We start from the raw sequence: 17,453 nt of genomic DNA, 5'->3' as shown, positions 1-17,453 counted from the left end.
GGATCAGAACGCCTGTGAAATACCCGTCAGGATCGTCCGGCGCAGCCCGTACTGCGGTGCCCCCACGCCGATGCCCGTCCCGCTGCGCAGCATGTAGGGATGGTCGAACAGGTTCGTCACATCCAGCCGCAACTGCGTGGTGCGGAAGAAGGGGGAGTGGAACAGATCGCGGAAGGACTGCACGACCGACATGTTGAACGTCGCATATTGCGGCACCACACCCCCATTGGGAATATCGGTATCCTGCCGCAGTCCGCTGCCATAGACCATGGTTGCCGACAGCCGGGTGGGATGGCCGGTGCGGTGGAAGAACGTGTACGCGCCCCCCGCCGATGCGGTCCAACGCTGGTCATGATCCAGATGTACCCAGCGATGGCTGATATAGTTTAGGTCATCGGGGTCGAAATTGAACTGCGCGCTGGTGATGTCCTTCCCGATCGCGCGCGACCACGCGAGATTACCGTATAGCGAGAGCGGCCCGCGATCATAGGACGTGGCGAACTCATATCCGTTCACCTGTCCACGCCGGTAATTGAACCCCGTCAGGATGATGGGCGCGCCGAACTGCCCTTCATCAATCAGGTTATGGGCCAGCTTGTAATAGGCGTCGAAGGAGACGCGTAACCCGGGCACGATCACCTGTTCGATCCCGGCATCGAAGTAATGATCGCGTTCAGCCTTGACCGTGCCATTTCCCGTTGAGGGTGCCGCCGCGGAGGTATTGGCGAACTGCTGCAGGTCCGCACCGCCCACGACCTCAAACGGCGGGGGCGTGAAGTACCGCGAATATCCCGCATGCAGGGTCGCCCCCTTCCACGCGCGCCAGACCACGTTTATGCGCGGGCTGAGCTGGTGTTCATTGGTATATTCGCCCACACCATCGAACCGCAGGCCGTAATTGACCGTCACGTTGCGCAGGGGCTGCCATTCATCCTGCACGTACAGGCCATATATGTCGCCCGTGCGGCCATTGCCGGTATGGATTTTGACGGGCTGGTCATTTGCATCGAATACCGTTGCATCCGCCTTGGTTATGTTCCGTTCCGCAAAGACCTGAAAGCCGAAGCGGATGGTATGGTCAGGCCGGACGCGCCATGTCACGTCGCTCTGGGTGCCGGTGGACATGACCGAGCGTTCGGCATGCTGGCTGATACCCATATAGGCCAGATCACCCATATTCGGGTCGGGGCTGTAGCCAAGGCTGCTGTAGCGCGAGAAAACCGATGTCTGCAGGCTGAACGCCCCGATATCCTTCTGTAGGGACAGGATACCGAAATCGGTGATTTCCTTCTGGCGTTCATTCAGGTTGCCGCTGGACGGGGCGCCTGGCAGCAACCGGGTATAATCATCACCAAACAGCGGCTGGCCGGCAATATTGGGCAACTGGTACTGCGCGTTCGATACACCGGCAATCAGGCTGATACGGGTATTTTCATCCACCGTGTACCGTAAATGGCCCAGAAAATGATACTGGTTGCTCAGGTCATGCGGCGCGTTGAACGCGGCTGTCGTGTTCTCGATCCCGACACGGTCATGCACGTAATCGGCGGTCAGGAAATAGTCCCATTTCCCGAACTGTCCCCCATATTGGGCGGAAGGGAAAAAGTAGTCCCGCGCACCGCCATAGATCGAGACATTGCCCCCCTTGTTGGTTGAGCCATTCTTGGTCGTGATGTCCACCACCCCGGCCTGAAGGAAGCCGTATTCCACCGGTAGCGCGCCAGTGGTCAGGGAAAGGTTGTCGGCAAAACGGGTCATGAGCGTCTGACCGAATACATTCATGCCTTCGGGCAACTGGACGCCATCAAGGCGGAACTGCACCTCGTTATGGTCGCCGCGCACATGGATCTGCCCGTAACTGTCCTGCGCCACGCCGGGGGCCTGCAACAGCACGGAATTCAGCCCCGCATTGTCGCCGCCGGGAATGGTTTCAAGCGCCTTGCGGCTGAAGGCATGTACCGTCGCCCCTGTCGAAGGCTGCAACTGCACGCGGGCACGATCCAGTTTCGCGGTCACGGTCATTGTATCCGGGGCGGAGGACAGGTGCGTGACACCGGTATCCGCCGCCTGCGTGCCGGTGGTGGCGGACGGGGTCGCGGCCGTCACGGTCTGGGCGATGGCGGCACCCGGCGGGGTCAGCGCCGTCATGGCCACGAGCATGGCGGGGGGCAGGGAACGGGAGGAAAACCATAAGCGCATCATGGTGAAACGGGCTCGCATCCGGAGGGAAGATTTCGGGATGCGCAGCTTTATTTGGTACAATATAACATAACAATATGAAAATGCAGGCCATGCGCCGCCAATCGGCACATGTTGTATTTTCGCAACATAAAATCAGGCAGCCTATCCGCGCGCCCGCTACCGGGCATGCAAGCGCCTCATGTCGCCCCGGATGGGAACAGTGTCAGGAAGGATCGGGAGGGGAGAAAACCATTTCACGCTTGCGCCCGCAGGCGCGCCGGGCCGCGCACCGCACGGGGCGACGCCGGCAGACGTACACACCGGAAAACGTCCCCCTTTTCAGGCTGGAACTGTCATAAGTACCGGCGGATGGACTGGTATGCGCTCAGTCGCTCGGGGGCGTTTCCATAACGACGGGCGGCAGGCGCGGCCCCTCGCGCAGATAGGCGTTAAGGAAGGTGCGTACGGCCGAACGGGCGATGAAATCAATATGCGCCTGATCCGTATTGACCGGCAGTTGCAGGCGCGCCCGCGCGGCAATGCGGGTCTGGCACAGGGCATAAAACTGTTCGGCGGCGAAAACCGGGTCGGGAATGTTCAGGATACCGGCATCGTTATGCTGCATGAGCCATGCGGACAGGATGTTGATCGCCTTCTGCGGACCATGTTTCCAGAAGGTTTCGGCCAGTGTGGGGAACTTGCCCGCTTCGGAAATGATGATGCGGTTGAGCATGAGTGACAGCGGCGAAGTCAGCAGCCGGATCATGGCGACCGCCAGATGTTCCAGCGATTCCGTAAGGTTGGCCCCTTCGTCAATCCGGCTGAACAGTAGCGGCATCTTTTCACACGCGCATTCTTCCACAAAGGCGGAGAAGAGCGTGGCCTTGCTGTCGAAATAATTATACAGCGTCCCCTTCGATACCCCGGCATCGCGCGCGATGCCGGACATGCTGGCGCCTTCATATCCATTTTCGGCAAAAACACGGGCGGCACCAGCCAGTATCTGCTGGCGCTTGGCAGCGGAGGCACCGGAAAGCGGGCAGTCCTGCGCCTGCATCTGGCCTGAATGGTCTGGCGTAGCGCCCATTGAAATCATCCTGCTCCCAAGTCGGTGCGTACTTTCGATTGACCCCGTGAGGAAAGCCGATAGGCTAGGGGACTGACCGAACTGATCGGTCATTCATGCCATGGTAGCGAAACCATGCCGTGCAGGACAGATTTATATTAACTGTTACAGGGACAACAGGGGGCCGCGTTGGTGGGTAGGGGAATTTCATGGCGCACGGCAGTGGTCGGGTTGTCGGTCGTGACCGCCGGGTGCGCGGTCGGCCCGAATTTCCATAAACCCACACCGTGGACGCCCAAACAGTATGGCGGCCCGGACCGGATTCAGGCCGCAACCGACGCGAAAGGCCAGCCGCCCAAGGTCGAAAGCCAGATCACGTCCGACGAACCGGATGCCGCATGGTGGAATATTTTCCACGATGCGGAGCTGACAAAGCTTGAGCAGCGCGTGGCGACAGACAACCTTGACGTACGCCGCTATGCGTACCGCATGGCCCAGAGCCGCGCGGAACTGCGCATTGCCGGTGCAGAACGCTACCCTGCCATGTCGGCTACCGGTTCGTACGCGCGCCAGCAGTACAGCACCAAGATGCTGCAGCGTATCGTGACCGATGTGGAAAGCGATCCGCAACTAAGCAATAATCCTGTATTTTCCCAGTATGCGCCCTCTCCCGGCCAGGCCAAGATTCCCCTGTTCAACCAGTGGCGCGACAGCATCGACGCCACATGGGAAGTTGACCTGTGGGGCCGCGTGCGCCGCCAGTACGAAGCTGCCGCCGCCGAAACGCAGGCCACGAACGAAGCCCGGCGCGGCATGCTGATTTCCCGCCAGTCCGAAGTGGCGCGCGATTACATGGAACTGCGTAACACGCAGGAACAGCTACGCATCGTGATGGAAAACCGCGATGTGGCGAAATCCATGCTGGACCTGAACCAGCAGCGTTACAGCAAGGGACTGGCCAGCAATCTGGAAGTGGAGCAGGCCCGCGCGCAGTATGAAAATACGCTGGCGCAGATCCCCCAGCTTGGGCAGCAGCTTACCGTGCAGGTCAATGCGCTGAGCCTGCTTATGGGCGAGCCGCCGCGCGCCCTGTCCGATGAACTGCTGACCGCATCGGCCATTCCCCCCGTGCCGCCGCGCGTGCCGGTGGGCGTACCGTCCGAACTGGCCCGCCGCCGCCCCGATATCCGCCGCGCGGAAGCCAACCTGCACGCGGCCATCGCACAGGTGGGCGAGGCCGTGGCCGAGTTCTATCCCCGCGTCACCATCAATGCGGGTTTTGGGTTCGAGTCCCTGTCCTTCCGCGATCTGGGGTTCTGGAACGCCAAGGCGTGGAATGTCGGCCCCTCCATCACGCTGCCCCTGTTTCAGGGTGGCAGGCTGCGTGGACAGCTTGAACTGCGCAAGGCCGCGCAGAAGGAAGCCGCCATTTCGTACCAGCAGACCGTGCTGGGTGCATGGCACGACGTGGACAACGCCCTTACCGCCTATACGGACGAGCAGATCCGCAACGACAACCTGGCCCAGCGCGCCGATGCCAGCCGTCACGCCCTGCAACTGGCACAGGACCAGTATCGTAACGGTATGGTCACGTACCTGACCGTGCTGGATACACAGCGCCAGTATCTGTCCGCGCAATCCGACCTGACCACCAGCCGGGCCACCATATCGGGCAATCTTGTGCGCCTGTACAATGCGTTGGGCGGTGGATGGGAGACGACCTACCCCGAACCGGTCCGTCGCACGAAGCAGACTGGCACCACCCCAACCCCGGTTGCGACCGGATCGCAGGCGGCTTCACCCGCCCCTTCCACTGCACGTCAACCCGCATGAAACTGCGTTAAAGGCTTGGCGCGCACGCCCCTTGCTAGTATAAGCCGCCCCGTTCCCGACTGGCTGGCCAGTGGCCGCCATGTGGAACCACGGCGCAGGGATCTGTCATAATGATTACATTGCCCCCCGATTATCGCCCTTCGGAGGATGAGGAGTTCATGAACCCGCAGCAGGTGGAATATTTCCGCCTGAAGCTGTTGAGATGGCGGGCCGATCTGCTCAAGGAAGCGGATGAGACGCTGGCCAGCCTGTCTGAAGGCGGTATTCACGAAGCGGATATTACCGACCGCGCCAGCGTCGAGACCGACCGGGCGCTGGAACTGCGCACGCGTGATCGCGCACGCAAGCTGATTTCCAAGATCAACCAGGCCCTTCAGCGGGTTGAGGCAGGCACCTATGGCTACTGCGAGGAAACGGGCGAACCCATCGGCCTGAAACGGCTGGAAGCCCGCCCGATCGCCACCCTGTCGATCGAAGCGCAGGAACGCCATGAACGCATGGAACGCATCCATCGCGACGACTAGTACGCCCTTCCAACCGGCCAGCAGCCCCAATTAGTCAGAACACGGCAAATAAGGGGTTGCCAGCCGGGACAGGAAAAGTTAGGAAGCGCGCATACAGTGCTGCTGTAGCTCAGTGGTAGAGCACTCCCTTGGTAAGGGAGAGGTCGACAGTTCAATCCTGTCCAGCAGCACCATGATTTCCCTATATTTTTTTGCTCCGCATTTTCGTGTCGTCTGGACCATATGGACCAGAGAATACCGATAGTGCGTCGATAGCCTTTTTCCGCCAGTCCGGACCGGATGTCCGTAAACCCGTTCGATCATGGCGACCATCGCAAAAACACCCCGGCCATCGCCATTCAATGGCGTAGCATGTGCGGCATCATATACTTCAGGCCCACTTTGGCGACGGGCCTGCTGAACACGGTCCTGATCCTCGCAGATCCGCTTCCCGCGATATCGACAGGCATGCACCGCCCCCCGCATCCATCACATATTCCTGAAGAGACCTGACCGCCCCTGACCGGACTGGTATGTCAGAACATGTCGTGACCGCTACCGCGGGAAAAGCGGGCCGCTACAGGCACCGCAGGGATTTGCACGTCTGCCCCTCAGGCTACAGACGTGCCAACCGTCAGGCGGGAATGTAAACAGCACAGCACCACATATGGAACAGACAGGGTAAAGCAGCACGGGTCGTATGTACCCGCTGGAGTTTTGGATGCGTATTCTTGTTACGGGCACTGCCGGATTCATCGGCTACCATATCGCACGCCGCCTGCTGGCGGACGGGCATAAGGTAACGGGCATCGACGGCATGACCCCTTATTACGATGTCACGCTCAAACGCCAGCGCCACACCATGCTACGCGCCTTTGACACCTTTGCCTGTAACGAATTCATGCTGGAAGATGCGCAGGCCGTCGGCGACGCATTTGCACGGTGCAGGCCGGAACTGGTGATCCATCTGGCGGCGCAGGCGGGCGTGCGGTACAGCCTGGAAAACCCCGGCGCCTATATCAATGCCAACCTTGTCGGTACCTACAACGTGCTGGAACAGGTCCGCCAGCATGCGCCCGACCACCTGATGATGGCTTCGACGTCTTCCGTCTACGGGGCGAACCGGGATCTGCCCTTTGTCGAATCCCAACGCTGCGACCACCCGCTCAGCCTTTACGCCGCCACCAAGAAAGCGGCGGAGGAACTGGCCCATTCCTATTCCTATCTGTGGAAAATTCCGGTCACGGCATTCCGTTTCTTTACCGTTTATGGCCCATGGGGCCGACCGGACATGGCCCTGTTCCGGTTTACCGACAGCATGCTGCATGACAGGCCGATCGACGTTTATAACAACGGCGATATGGCGCGGGACTTCACCTATATTGACGATCTGGTCGAAGCGGTGCGCCTGCTCTGTACGAAACCACCCTGCAAGGCCGGTGAAAGCGACCCCGGCGCCAGTCCGGTAGCACCTTATCGTGTCATCAATATCGGTAACGGCCAGCCTGTCAGCCTGCTGGCATTCATCGCGGCGATCGAGAAGGCGCTGGGCAGGACCGCCATCCGCAACAACCTGCCCATGCAGCCCGGTGACATGCCGCGCACATGGGCGGACTGTTCCGCCCTGCAGGCCCTGACCGGCTTCGCCCCCGCCACGCCCGTGCAGGCGGGCGTGGATGAATTCGTTGCGTGGTACAGGGACTATTACAGGGTTCCCGCCGCTACCGCGCCCACGGAACAGGATTGCGGGCACGCGCTGTAAGCCGATGGGAAAACCAGAGCAGACAAAAAATTCGCCTGACCTTACGCCGGGTTATCCAGCCCAAGCCCCGCGATATCGGCCGGTGGCCCCGCCAGCATGCAGGCTACTCCCGTAGCGCCATCCACAACCATGCGGATGTCAACCGGTCCCTCCGCCCCGAACAGGTCCGATGCGACACTGTAAGCCGGGCGCAGCGGTTCATCATGCTGCGCGTCATGGTGGACGATCTCCGTCATGATCCGGCCCAGAGCCTGTTCCAGCCCTTCCATCACCCGTGAAGGGGAAAGACGGGGACGATCCTGCGCCTCATTCCCCATGCAGTGCAGTTCCAGCAGGCGTGCCCATGATGCCGATGGAATGAACAGGGGCATGCGCGTTCCATCATTATGACGTTCGGCGTGCATGATGCGCCTTGTATTGGCCAGTCCGATAACATCGATGCGGGGCAGGTCATCGCCAATGCGGGCCGCAACCGTGCGGGGGGTATCAGTCATGGGTATCCCGTTCAGTCAAAATATGTGGGCAGTTTCACGATATCGGCGGCCGACAGGGCGGTGGAGATGAAAAAGCCCTGTATCCGCTCCGGCTTCATGGCCATGACCAGATCAAACTGGTCACGGTTCTCGATCCCTTCCACCGTCACTTCCATATCCAGTCCCTGCCCCATCTCGATCAGGCTGGACAGGACCATACATGCGCCCCGGTCATCCACGATGTTCGCGACCATGGACTGGTCGATCTTGATCTGGGAAAAGGGCAGTTCGCGCAGGTGGTTGAGAACGGTTGCCCCCCTGCCGAAATTATCAAGCGCAATATTGAACCCGGCCTGCGCAAGTTCGCGCAGATGGCGGATGCCCTGATCCGCCCGGCGACCATGCAGCATGGCTTCTGTCACTTCCAGCACGAAACTGTCCGGGGCCATGCCGGAATGGCGCAGCGCCGCTTCAAACTCACGCCCGTAATCATCGCGGATCAGGTCCATGCGCGACAGGTTGATGGCAAGCTGGCGCGGGGGCAGGTCGTGACTCTTCCACATGGCGACATTGCGCCGGAAGGCTTCGATCATGTTTGGCCCCATGGCCTGCGCCAGACCCGCATCCGTAAACACATCGGAAAAGTCTTCCGCCGCCAGCAGCCCGCGTTCGGGGTGATGCCAGCGCAGCAGCGCCTCGACCTGATCCATCTGCCGGGTGCGGCAGTTCAGGATGGGCTGGTAATAGATCTCGAACTGGTCATGTTCCACCCCGCAGCGCGCCTCGCTCAGGATCGTGATGCGCGCCTGTGCGCGCTCGCGCAGGGTCCGCGTAAACATCTGCGACTGCTTGCCGCCCGCGCGCTTGGCGGCATACATGGCCATATCGGCGTTTTTCTGCACGTCCTCCATCGTATCGTTACCGTCAAGCAGCACAGCACCTACACTGCCCGCGACGCATACGGTCACCGTCTCGATATCGATCGGGCGTTCCAGAACGGCCTGAAGCCGGTCGAGGTAGCGGTCCAGCGGCATGTCTTCCAGCGTCCGGTTCAGGATCACGGCGAATTCGTCCCCGCCCAGACGGCTGACCGGATCATCGGGATGCGTCAGTTCGATCAGGCGCGAGGCCACGGCCCGCAGCACGATATCGCCGGCATGATGGCCATGCACGTCATTGATCTGCTTGAAGCCGTCCAGATCGAACATGACCAGTGCGGGCTGGATCGCCCCGCCTTCCCGACAATGCGCGATTTCATCGGCCAGTGCCGTATTGAAGCCCCCACGGTTGAGCAGCCCGGTCAGCGTATCCGTTTCCGCCAGTTCGCACAGACGGTCGCGGGTGTTCATCAGTTCGGTAATTTCGTAGCGGCTGGCCACATAGCCCAGTATCTGACCGTGCGCATCCATCTTGGGGATGATGGTGGTCGCGACCCAGTAAAGCGAGCCATCCCTGGCGCGGTTGCAGATATTGCCACGCCACAGTTCACCCGCGCCGATCGTGCGGTACATGTCGCGAAAGAAGTTGGCGTCGTGATAACCGGAATTGACAATACTGTGGGTGGAACCGATCAGTTCCTCACGCGAATACTGGCTTATTTCACAAAAACGGTCATTCGCATATGTAATGACGCCCTGCCTGTCGGTAATGGCGACAATCAGGATATTGTCAACCAGATCAGCCCAGAAATCCACATCCTGACGTGTCAGTGCCCGCAGCCGATCATCGTGTTGCAATGCCATCTTCCTGTCTGAAAACCAAAGTAGAAAATGGGGCGTTATCCATTAAATTCAACTGACAATGGGTAGCGCCCCCTGACCCGGATGCGCCACCCCGGCAGGCGCACCATCTATTGCCCGGGAAGAATGAACGATCCACGCTCCTGCCCCGCACGGAACCATTCTTCCAGTGCCGCAGGTGGAAGGGGCTTGGCGAACAGGTAGCCCTGCATCACATCGCAACGCAGTTTTTCCAGCAGTTTATGCTGCTGCACCGTCTCCACCCCTTCGGTCACGACCGTCAGGCCAAGCCTGCTGCCAATGCCGATTACCGCCATGGTCACGGCCTGCGCATTTGTATCGTGTTCAAAATCATTTATGAAGCTGCGATCGATCTTGATTTCGCTCAGCGGCAGGCGCGTCAGGCGTGACAGGGAAGAATAGCCGGTACCGAAATCATCCATAGACAGCCCGACATCCAGCCTGCGGATGGCGTGCAGCACCTCTTCCGTATCACCGCTGCTGTCCATCATCACGCTCTCGGTAATTTCAACCGTCAGGCGATCGGGCGTGAGGTTATGGTACTGAAGCAGGTTGGCGATATATTCGGGCAGGCCACGATTGCGGAAATGCACGGCTGAAAGATTGACCGAAACGGTGGGCACATGCACGCCGTCCTGATCCCATTTCATCATCTGCGTGCAGGCTTCCTTCAGCGACCAGCGGCCGATGGCCTCGATCTGGCCGGTTTCTTCCGCCACGGCGATGAAACGGGAAGGATAGATGTTGCCCAGCTTGGGATGATGCCACCGCGACAGGGCTTCCACCCCGTACAGGCCGCCGGTCATGGTTTCCACCTGCGGCTGGTAATGCAGGTTGAGCATGCCGCGCGCCAGGGAATCCCGCAGCGCCGAACCCAGCATCAGCCGGTCCTGCGCGACCTGGTTCTTCTCGCGTCCCGCAAAGCGGTAGACGCCGCGCCCGTCTTCCTTGGCCTGATGGGCGGCCACGTCGGCCAGGCTGAGCAGGGTTTCACTGTCCGGCCCGTTTTCGGGAAAGGTGCTGATGCCCACACAGCAGGAAATGCTGAGCGTATTTTCCCCCACCTGCAGGGGCCTGGCGATGGCGTTGATCAGCCCTTCGGCAAATTTTTCCGCCTTTTCATGCGAACAGTCGGGGATAACGATGATGAACTCATCCCCGCCCGAACGGCTGACGATGCATTCATCCTTCACCTGCGATCGGATGCGCCGCCCGATCTCGATCAGGAAACGGTCGGCGTTCACATGGCCAAGCGCGTCATTGATATCGCGGAAACGGTCAATATCGACCATGAACAGCGAAAACCGGCTGTTGCCGCCGCGCAGGATCAGACGTTCGATGACATTATGCAGCGACGAACGGTTCAGCAGGCCCGTCAGGCGGTCAAAATTGGAAAGCTGGGCAATATGCAGCCGTGTCTCGTTCTGTTCGATCGCCAGCGCGCAGAACGGCATGCAGGCGGCCACCACCCGGTCCGCCCATTCATGCGATTTCTCACCCCCGCGCAGATAGATGGCGAAAATACCCATCACCTTTCCCGTGCGCGAGACAACGGGGGATGAACAGCACCGCACCAGCCCCAGCGAACGGGCTACCGACTGGTAGCTGTCCCATACCACCGCGTTGCTGGTGGCCGGGCTGCTGCCCAGTTCCCCCACCTGCGCATCGGTCAGCACCATGCTGTCGAGCCCGGCACGGAACCGGGCCGGCATGCCGGGGGCGGCAAGAACCTTGAGCGCATGCGCGCTGTCGATCAGGATAAGGGCGGCCATGCCATCGGGCACGAACCTGTCGGCCCGGCGGCACAGCAGTTCGCCCACTTCGCGTACCGTCTGGTCGGATGCCAGGGCCTGAAGCACATCGTTCTGCAGGACGAGTATCCTGCGCTGCCGGCTCTGTTCCGTCACGTCCTTCATGACGGCGATGTAATAGATCTTGCTGCTGCCGGTCAGTTGCACGCGGGAAATCGACAGCTCACCGCATACATATTCGCCAGTGGAACGCTGGAACTCGACTTCGCGGGATGTTCCGACAATCCGGCCTATTCCGGTTTCCCGGTTGCGGTCGATATAGCCGTTATGCTTCGCACGTTCCGGTAATGGTACAAGGCAGTTTACGTTCTGGCCCATGACCTGTTCACGCGGAAGACCCCATATCTCCTCGGCGGCGGGATTGAAGAAGATGATATTGTTATGCTCATCAATCACGACCATGGGGTCGATGGCCTGCTCCATGGCGGAAAGCAGGACATCGGCGCTAATCTCGGGCTGATCCACCATAAACTCCAGATCGTCGGGGCGCATGATGCACCATTTAAAGCCACGCTTCGTAATTGTGGCAGGCAGGCAGCCCATACCACATGCGCATCCGCTGCGTCAGTCCCGTCATGGTCGGGCAACAAAGCGTAAGACGCATGATGGATCTGGCGGTACGGTGCCGCTGCATCTGCATCCGAAGGGTGGTGGCCATATCACGTCCATCCCCGCCAGCACAGGACCATAAGCCATCCATCAGTCACGACAGCGTTCCAGATCCTGTGGCAGCATGCCCGCCAGCGGGCGGCAGGCATAGGCACTTTCGCCTTCCGGCTGGGGCATGTTCTGGCGCAGCTCGGCAGCACCTGCTGAAACCGCACGCCACGCCGCCTGCGCCAGCGCCTTGCGGCTGGGGAAATCCGCCGGGTCCAGCGGCGGGTGCAGCAGCACGGTCGCGCGCATCGAACGCCATTTGACCAGTTGCCATACATGGGGGCCAAGGTCCATGTCCCCGTACCATGCAAAGACCGGGCGGCGCGCGCGGTTGACCGGCACGCCCTCAAGCTGGTCGTACACGACCGAAACCGGCTGGATCAGCGGGATCATGCCCGGCTTCGCGGCGATGGTGGCGGCCTCGCTCAACGGTTCGTCCGGCACCTTCCCCGCGGGCAGTCGCGGCGGCTTGGCGATGGCGAAAAAGGCCGACAGGAACGGCAGCACCCGTGACCCGTCCGACGATGTACCCTCGGGGAACAGGATCAGGTTGTCCCCTTCCACCATCAGACGGTGCAGCATCTCGTCCCGCTCGCGGCCCGTGGTGCTGCGCTGGCGGCTGACGAATATGGTCCGCCCGATGCGGGACACCAGCCCCATGATCGGCCAGCCCTCGATATCGCCCTTGGCCACGAAATTGGATGGCAGCACGGTGCCCAGCACCGGCACGTCAAGCCATGTGGAATGGTTGGAGACGTAAATGACCGGCCGTTCGCCTTCGCGCCGGGCACGCCTGCCCCCCACGCCGCCCGCCCTGCGGCCAACCACGCGTATGCGCAGCGACAGAAGCAGGCACAGCCCGCCCCAGACCATGCGCGTCCAGCGTATCTTGGCCGTGCCGGGAACCAGCAGCAGGACCGCCTCGAACCCGACCGAAAGCGGCACCCACACCGTAATGGCGGCCAGCCGTCCCACGCCACGGGCGGTACGGGCATATTCACGCAGGCGGCCCGACGGGGTGACGGACATGGTCGCGATGGCCCGCGCGGCATCCGAACCCGCTTCAGGGGCGATCACCTGCCGGGAGGCACGTCGCGCGGGCAGGGACTGGACAGGTGGTGTGGAACGACGCCGGGTAAAGCGGCGGATGAAATCGGCGATCATGCGCCTATCCATAGCCCGCCATCATGGCACGCGACAATATAGGGCGGCAGGACAGTCTGGCTGCCGTGTCATGCATGCAACGCGCGCGGTGCGCGCCCGCCGTCATCGTGCCGTCATATTGCCCGGCGACAAGGAATACGGACCGGCGCGGATGGCCTGTGTCCCGTCGGCCGCTGGACCGGACGTGATGACCGGTCCATGCTAGGTACTTATCCCTGAGGAGTTTTTCCCCATGTCCGCATGCAGCCGTCGCGGCGTCCTGTTCGCCGCCACGACCGCCTTCACCCTTCTTGCGTCCCTCCCGCACGGCCCCGCGCGGGCGGCGGATGATGTACTGAACGTGCTGACATGGTGCGATCATGAAGATCCTGAACTGCTTGGCCCCTTCGAGCAGGCCAACAGGGTACGCATCCACTTCAAGGACATCGACAGCGGCGATGCCACCCGCACCATCCTGCGCCAGTCCAGGCCGGGAGACTGGGACGTGGTGATCATGGATGAAACGGATGCCCCCCGTCTGGCCATGGCCGGAATGCTGCAGCCGCTGGACCCCGCCGATTTTCCCGCAGCCGAAGTGCCAGCCTCCATCGCCGATCCGGCAATCGGGTCCTATGACGGCAGGCTGTATTCCGTGGCGGAGAAATATGGCTTCAATGCCGTAGCCTTCAACCGCACGCGGGTAGACCCTGCGGATATGGAGGACATCAACGCCATCTGGCAGCCACGCCATCACGGGCGGATCGCGATATATGACAGCTACCTGCCGGTCCTGTCCTATATCGCGCTGGCCATGGGCCTTGATCCCGCACACCTGCACGATACCGACCTGCCCGCCCTGCGGGACAGGCTTGTCACCCTGCGTGCCAGCGCCACACTGGTAGGGGACATGGCCACGGTGCAGCAGGCGCTGGCGGATGGTCAGGTGGATATTGTCGTGGGCGGTGGCGCATGGACCACGGCGGGCGTGGGCGAAGGCGGCGCAGTGGCGACGGCCGATGCGCAGCCCCCCGCCACAGCCCGGCGCCCGGAGCTGACCTTTACCGTGCCCCGGCAGGGCGGCATACGCTGGCAGCACGGGATTTCGATTGTCGCCACATCGCAGCGCAAGGCGCTGGCGCTGGCATTCGCGCAGTATCTGCGCACGCCTGCCGCGCAGGCGCGGCTTGCCACATCATCATGTTACTGGGGCATGCCCGCCAGTCCACTTGCCCCGCTGGATGATGCGGCCCGTGCCGCGCTGCACTGGGACCAGCAGCCGGGCTATATCGCCGCAAGCCATCCCTACCCCATCGTTGACGAGGCCATGGATGGCAGGCTGCATGCGTTATGGGACGGCGTGATGAAGGACAGTACTCCCGTCACGCCCACCACGGTCACGCCCGTCACAGACAATGCGGATGACGGCACAGCCGGTCCCTGATTTCAGCCGTGACGCACGGCCTGGGGCGTAAGCAGCCGTTCGGCCAGAACACCGAACATCAGCCCCAGACTACCCCACAGAACAAGCTGCATGCCCAGTGCTGCCTCCCGGAAGCGCCACAGCACGAGGGCGGGGAAATTGTCCGGCACCTCGTTCACATCGGGCAGCACCCATTGCAGCAGCGCGATCAGCACCACGAACACCGCCGCCCCGCACAGCGAGGCACTCCATTCACCCAGCCGCGCCACCAGCGCGCGGCCAGAAAGAACCGCCAGAACGAGCGCGCATAGCGAAAAGACCACCATCTCGAAATAGGTGGCCGTGCGCAGGCCGATCGTCTCCGGCGTGCCGACGCCGGGCGGGTTGGCCGGGTATTTGAGATCGGGCACGACAACCACCGCCAGAAATCCCGCCCCGGCCAGAAGCAGAGCGAGCATGCGCGGCGAAAAACGGCCAATCCGGCCATAAGCGGTTGCAAAGACCAGCGAAAACAGACCGCCATAGGCAGCACCATACATGACGGCGGCGGTCAGCATGCCGATGGATGCCTGCACCGCGCGGCTGACCAGTTCCGGCTCTGGCGCGTCGCCTGCCGCCGCGTCCTGTGCCGCTTCATAAGCGATGGAAAGGGCGACCTGCGGTTCACCGAACACGCGGGCGAACACGAAGGCAAGGCAGGCGGCAAGAATACCAGCCAGCATGCCACGCAACAGAAGGCGGCCCGCCATCAGCCAGCCCCCCGACCGGAAAGGGAGGAATGGAAATTCATTGTCAGATCTCCTGTCGGGAAAGCGCGTCCCGCAACGGAATTATTCTTTATCCACCGGGAGAGGTCTGACTTCCGCATGACGACATGCGATGTACAGTGGCGCGACCGTGCCGGAATCCCACCGGCTTCCCTCCCGTGGATCACGAGGGGCGCAGTCAATACCGCGCCCGCATCCAAGTCAATATCGCGCGGCCTACGGCGCAGCCGTGGCCGGGGACTGCGGCAGCGTCACCCTGCTGGCCTGACCCTGCGCCGCACGCCACTGCCGCAGCGCATCAAGCGTATGGGCGACATGGCCATCGGGCGAAAGCGCACTATAGGCGTAAATCACCTTGCCATCGGGCGCGATCACATAGGATGTGCGGTTGGCCCGGTTCAGCAGCGGCAGGCGGCTGTCATACTGCCGCGCGATCTGCCCCTTCGGGTCGGTTGCGACCATCAGGCGGCCATGGCCTTCGCTGACGGAAAAACGGTCGAGGGTGGGCAGGTCATCGGTCGAAACGCCGATCACCGTGGCGCCCAGCGCCGTGTACTGGTCCATGGCGGCAGCAAAATCGTGGGCTTCCATGGTGCAGCCACGGGTAAAGGCCGCAGGATAGAAATACACCACCACCGGCCCCTTGCGCAGCGCATCGGCCAGATGGAAGCTGAATTCACTGCCATTGCGCGTGGCCTGGGTATCAAACATCGGGGCCTGGCTGCCCACCGGCAACGCCGCGCGCGCGGGTGAGAAACACACGAACCCGGCAAACGCCAGCACCCCCGCCAGCGGCAGGCACAGCCCCGGCATGCACCAGCGCGAACGCCTGTAAAAATACCTCATGTTTCCTCACACCCTGAAAGCAGGGTTCCAGCCATCATGTGGCGGGCGGCAGGATCTGGCAGCCACCGCCACCCAGTCGCTGACAGACCTGTTCGGCAGCAGCGTGCGACAGGCCGGTCAGCCTTGCACGATAGACATGACCGCGTTGCGATGCAACGCTGGCGACCTGCGTGCGCACCCCGCTGTAGGAAACCCTGGCCTTTGCCTGCCCCGCCGCATGTTCGGCCTGCCCGGCGGAACCGAAGGCGCCCACCTGCACCGCCCAGTCATGTCCACCCGCCATGCTGATGACCCCGGGATGCACCGCAGCCGATGTCATGGGGGTCACGCCGCTCTGTTCACGCGCGCTCCATGCCGCGCGGACGGCGGCAGCTTCGGGCGACGGGGTCTCGGCTACCGTATCCTGCGGTGCGGCGGCCATCAGGGTGCGGGCGCGGTTTCGTCCGACACGGCTGTTCTGCGCCGCCTGCGCGCGGGCCAGTGCGCGCGCTTCCACCAGCAGGTCCGCCTGCGAGCGGTTGAGCGGCGTGCTGCCCGCGATCTTCGGTCCGATGGAGGCTACGTAATCGCGGGTTTCCTTGGGCAGGGTGTGGTAGCGGTCCAGAAAATCATCCAGCCGTCCCGGCCCGCTGTTATAGGCGGCAAGAAAGCCGGGGGAGCCGTAAATGTCGTACATCTCGCGGATGTAGGCAGTGCCTGCCACGATGTTGTCATGGGGTTCATAGGCATCGGGGCCGAGGCTGTAGCGCGCGCGCATCTCGTCATAAGTGGGCGGCATGAGCTGCATGAGCCCCATCGCACCGGGCAGCGAGGTCACGAACTGCCCGTTACGGTAAAGCTGGCCACCGGATTCGCGCTGCATGACCTGCCTGATCCAGACGGCGGGCACGTCGAAGCGCTGCGACGCCTCGGTAATATACGGTCCCCATGGATCGTCCGGCGGGCCGGGCGGGGTATAGCTGGTATGGGCGCGGGCGCGATAGGTATCGGCTTCGTCCATCATCTGCGCTTCGGTCATGGGGCGTGGCCCCTGCGCGCAGGCGGCCAGAAAACCCGCGAATGCCAGCGCCAGCCACCGCACGGCCCCGCGCGTAGTGGTGGACCGGGCGACCGGGGCCGCCTGCCCACATTCGTCAGATGCCGGTTCCACTACTGCCTGCGCTGTTGCCATGTCCTGCCGTTATCCCGCTCATGCCCATGTTCCCATGGTGGACATGCCAGCATGGCCCCA

14 protein-coding genes, 1 tRNA gene and 1 riboswitch are annotated in these 17,453 nt (G+C 62.1%); of the genes, 5 read left to right on the top strand and 10 right to left on the bottom strand.

Annotated features, from left to right (window positions below; all coding sequences use genetic code 11):
• Positions 1-3 precede the first annotated feature (3 nt).
• Together CFR79_RS06465 and CFR79_RS06460 are read right to left on the bottom strand one after the other, a co-directional pair.
• The gene (locus CFR79_RS06465) at positions 4-2,202 is read right to left on the bottom strand and encodes a TonB-dependent receptor (protein WP_110547294.1); all 2,199 of its coding nucleotides are present in this window, start codon (positions 2,200-2,202) and stop codon (positions 4-6) included.
• A gap of 364 nt (positions 2,203-2,566) precedes the next feature.
• Positions 2,567-3,268 carry a TetR/AcrR family transcriptional regulator gene (locus tag CFR79_RS06460; protein ID WP_102325404.1) on the bottom strand — a complete coding sequence of 234 codons (702 nt, stop codon included), beginning with the start codon at positions 3,266-3,268 and terminating at the stop codon, positions 2,567-2,569.
• Positions 3,269-3,439: 171 nt separating this feature from the next.
• Here CFR79_RS06460 and CFR79_RS06455 point away from each other — a divergent pair, with 171 nt between their 5' ends.
• The 4 genes from CFR79_RS06455 (at position 3,440) to CFR79_RS06435 (ending at position 7,345) form a co-directional block, all read left to right on the top strand.
• Positions 3,440-5,080 carry an efflux transporter outer membrane subunit gene (locus tag CFR79_RS06455; protein ID WP_258373436.1) on the top strand — a complete coding sequence of 547 codons (1,641 nt, stop codon included), beginning with the start codon at positions 3,440-3,442 and terminating at the stop codon, positions 5,078-5,080.
• Between the two features lie 110 nt (positions 5,081-5,190).
• Positions 5,191-5,604: an RNA polymerase-binding protein DksA gene (dksA, locus tag CFR79_RS06450; protein ID WP_102325402.1), complete on the top strand. Its 414-nt coding sequence runs from the start codon at positions 5,191-5,193 to the stop codon at positions 5,602-5,604.
• Positions 5,605-5,702: 98 nt separating this feature from the next.
• Positions 5,703-5,777, top strand: a tRNA-Thr gene (locus CFR79_RS06445).
• 527 nt (positions 5,778-6,304) lie between these two features.
• Positions 6,305-7,345 (top strand): NAD-dependent epimerase/dehydratase family protein, encoded by a 1,041-nt coding sequence (locus tag CFR79_RS06435; RefSeq protein ID WP_110547326.1) that lies wholly within the window; start codon positions 6,305-6,307, stop codon positions 7,343-7,345.
• 41 nt (positions 7,346-7,386) lie between these two features.
• Here CFR79_RS06435 and CFR79_RS06430 read toward each other — a convergent pair whose 3' ends face one another.
• The 5 genes from CFR79_RS06430 to CFR79_RS06410 all read right to left on the bottom strand — a co-directional run bounded on the left by CFR79_RS06430 (position 7,387) and on the right by CFR79_RS06410 (position 13,210).
• Entirely contained in the window at positions 7,387-7,839 is a 453-nt protein-coding gene (locus tag CFR79_RS06430) for a hypothetical protein (protein WP_110547292.1), read from the bottom strand.
• Between the two features lie 11 nt (positions 7,840-7,850).
• The gene (locus tag CFR79_RS06425) at positions 7,851-9,560 is read right to left on the bottom strand and encodes a putative bifunctional diguanylate cyclase/phosphodiesterase (protein ID WP_110547291.1); all 1,710 of its coding nucleotides are present in this window, start codon (positions 9,558-9,560) and stop codon (positions 7,851-7,853) included.
• Between the two features lie 107 nt (positions 9,561-9,667).
• Entirely contained in the window at positions 9,668-11,881 is a 2,214-nt protein-coding gene (locus CFR79_RS06420) for an EAL domain-containing protein (RefSeq protein WP_110547290.1), read from the bottom strand.
• A gap of 10 nt (positions 11,882-11,891) precedes the next feature.
• The gene (locus tag CFR79_RS15830) at positions 11,892-12,047 is read right to left on the bottom strand and encodes a hypothetical protein (RefSeq protein WP_181417373.1); all 156 of its coding nucleotides are present in this window, start codon (positions 12,045-12,047) and stop codon (positions 11,892-11,894) included.
• 41 nt (positions 12,048-12,088) lie between these two features.
• Complete coding sequence (locus tag CFR79_RS06410) at positions 12,089-13,210, bottom strand: lysophospholipid acyltransferase family protein (RefSeq protein WP_258373435.1); 1,122 nt, start codon at positions 13,208-13,210, stop codon at positions 12,089-12,091.
• A 232-nt stretch (positions 13,211-13,442) separates the two neighbouring features.
• On the opposite strand from CFR79_RS06410, the gene CFR79_RS06405 reads away from it, so the two are divergent.
• Entirely contained in the window at positions 13,443-14,630 is a 1,188-nt protein-coding gene (locus CFR79_RS06405) for an extracellular solute-binding protein (protein WP_110547288.1), read from the top strand.
• A gap of 2 nt (positions 14,631-14,632) precedes the next feature.
• Here the strand turns inward: CFR79_RS06405 and CFR79_RS06400 are convergent, their stop codons facing one another.
• From CFR79_RS06400 to CFR79_RS06390, 3 genes are all read right to left on the bottom strand, one after another.
• A complete protein-coding gene (locus tag CFR79_RS06400; RefSeq protein ID WP_110547325.1) occupies positions 14,633-15,358 on the bottom strand; it encodes a CbtA family protein in 726 nt (241 codons plus the stop codon).
• Positions 15,359-15,383: 25 nt separating this feature from the next.
• Positions 15,384-15,574: riboswitch (cobalamin riboswitch) on the bottom strand.
• A gap of 18 nt (positions 15,575-15,592) precedes the next feature.
• Complete coding sequence (locus CFR79_RS06395; RefSeq protein ID WP_102325394.1) at positions 15,593-16,222, bottom strand: peroxiredoxin; 630 nt, start codon at positions 16,220-16,222, stop codon at positions 15,593-15,595.
• Between the two features lie 34 nt (positions 16,223-16,256).
• A complete protein-coding gene (locus CFR79_RS06390; RefSeq protein WP_181417372.1) occupies positions 16,257-17,393 on the bottom strand; it encodes a lytic transglycosylase domain-containing protein in 1,137 nt (378 codons plus the stop codon).
• Positions 17,394-17,453 lie beyond the last annotated feature (60 nt).

It is taken from the genome of Komagataeibacter saccharivorans (assembly GCF_003207825.1).
Classification (GTDB): domain Bacteria; phylum Pseudomonadota; class Alphaproteobacteria; order Acetobacterales; family Acetobacteraceae; genus Komagataeibacter; species Komagataeibacter saccharivorans.
Note: the sequence above shows the minus strand (reverse complement) of the source record. Positions and strands in the feature narration are given on the sequence as shown.